This is a genomic window from Tistlia consotensis USBA 355 (genome assembly GCF_900177295.1).
In the GTDB taxonomy this organism is placed as follows: Bacteria; Pseudomonadota; Alphaproteobacteria; order Kiloniellales; family DSM-21159; genus Tistlia; species Tistlia consotensis.
The window spans coordinates 1-1,596 of record NZ_FWZX01000078.1; the positions used below are offsets into that span (position 1 = coordinate 1).

At 70.7% G+C, this 1,596-nt stretch carries 2 protein-coding genes and 1 pseudogene; all 3 read left to right on the forward strand.

All coding sequences use genetic code 11. The features are described from left to right. Positions 1-50: 50 nt before the first annotated feature. A pseudogene (gene dmeF, locus B9O00_RS32140) lies at positions 51-905 on the forward strand (CDF family Co(II)/Ni(II) efflux transporter DmeF); the annotation flags it as partial. A gap of 284 nt (positions 906-1,189) precedes the next feature. Then, the gene (gene kdpF / locus B9O00_RS32145) at positions 1,190-1,279 is read left to right on the forward strand and encodes a K(+)-transporting ATPase subunit F (RefSeq protein WP_085127552.1); all 90 of its coding nucleotides are present in this window, start codon (positions 1,190-1,192) and stop codon (positions 1,277-1,279) included. A gap of 9 nt (positions 1,280-1,288) precedes the next feature. Continuing rightward, the coding region (locus tag B9O00_RS32150; protein ID WP_200808733.1) for a potassium-transporting ATPase subunit KdpA at positions 1,289-1,596 on the forward strand (308 nt) is incomplete at its 3' end.

Here is a 1,596-nt window from a genome sequence, read left to right on the forward strand (position 1 = left end):
CCCAGCCGCCCAAACCGCCGCGCCTTTAGCCGGACAGGCTCCTAGCCGACGGCATGCACATGGGCTCGCACGCCGTGGCGCTCGGTCTCAGCGTCTTCACCTACGGCTACGCCCGGCGCCACGCCGGAGACCGGCGCTTCACCTTCGGCACCGGCAAGGTCAATGCCCTCGGCGCCTACACCAGCGCCATCGTGCTGGCCGGCTTCGCCCTGGTGATGGCCTGGGAGAGCGCGGCGCGCTTCCTCGCCCCGATGCCGATCGCCTTCGACTGGGCGCTGCTGGTCGCCGTCGTCGGTCTGGTCGTCAACGGCGCGAGCGCGCTGCTGCTGACCGCGCGCGGCGGCGAGGCCCATGACCACCACCACCATCACCATGATCACAGTGCCGGGCACGACCATCGCCCGCACGGCCAGGAAGCCGGGCACCCCCATGAGCACCATCACCACCACGAGGATCACAACCTGCGCTCGGCCTACCTCCATGTCCTGGCCGACGCGCTGACCTCGGTCTTCGCGATCGCGGCGCTGCTGGCGGGCAAGTACGCCGGGGCGGTTTGGCTCGACCCGCTGATGGGCGTGGTCGGCGCGGTGCTGGTGGCGCGCTGGGCCTGGTTCCTGCTCAAGGAGACCAGCCGCGTCCTGCTCGACCGGCGCGCCGACGCCGACATCAGGGACTCGGTCCGCACCGCGATCGAGGGCGTCGGGGACAACCGCATCGCGGACCTGCACGTCTGGTCGATCGGACCGGGGATGCATGCGGCGGCGCTGAGCGTCGTGACGCACCGGCCGCGGGCACCGGAGCACTACCGCGCCCTCCTGCCGGACCACCTCGGCATCGTCCACTCGACGATCGAGGTGCACGGGTGCCGGGAGACGCCCTCCGAAGCGATCGTGCGTCGGGTTTGACCTCGCGTCGGGTGCCGTGAACGTCGGCGCCTAGGTCGCCTCCCCGGCCAAGATCCACCTCCCGGACGTGCGCCGGGCGAGCGGAGCGTCGTCTTTACGCGGCGTTTATGGCCCGCGCCCGCTTTGCGAATAGCGCCTTAACGGCCCGTGCGGGCATCTCGATATCTCCTGCTCCGCTGGAGATTCGTCGATGCCCGACCTCGTCTACATCGCCCTCGCCGTCGCCTGCTTCGCCGCCGCCGCGTTGAGCGTGCGCGCCTGCGAGAGGCTCTGAGACGCGAGCCATGACGCTCGATCTCGTCGCAGGCCTGGTCGTCGCGCTCCTGCTGCTCGGCTACCTGGTCGTCGCCCTGCTCCGCCCCGACCGCTTCTGAGCCGCCGCGATGGCTTCCGATATCCTGCAGTTCCTCATCTACGGCGCGCTGCTGACGTTGCTCGCCTGGCCGCTCGGCCTCTACATGGCCCGGCTCTTCTCCGGCCAGCGGACCCTGCTGACACCGGTCCTGGCACCGGTAGAGCGCGCGCTCTACCGCGCCTGCGGCATCGACACCGAGGGGCCGGGCCAGCACTGGAGCCGCTACGCCCTCTCGGTGCTGGCCTTCAACCTGGCCGGCTGGCTGATCCTCTACGCGATCCTGCGGCTGCAGCACCTGCTGCCCTGGAACCCGCAGGGCCTGCCGCCGATGTCACC

Excerpts from the sequence above, each read along its gene's own strand:
- kdpF (WP_085127552.1), top strand. The coding sequence starts at position 1,190 with ATGACGCTCGATCTCGTCGCAGGCCTGGTCGTCGCGCTCCTGCTGCTC.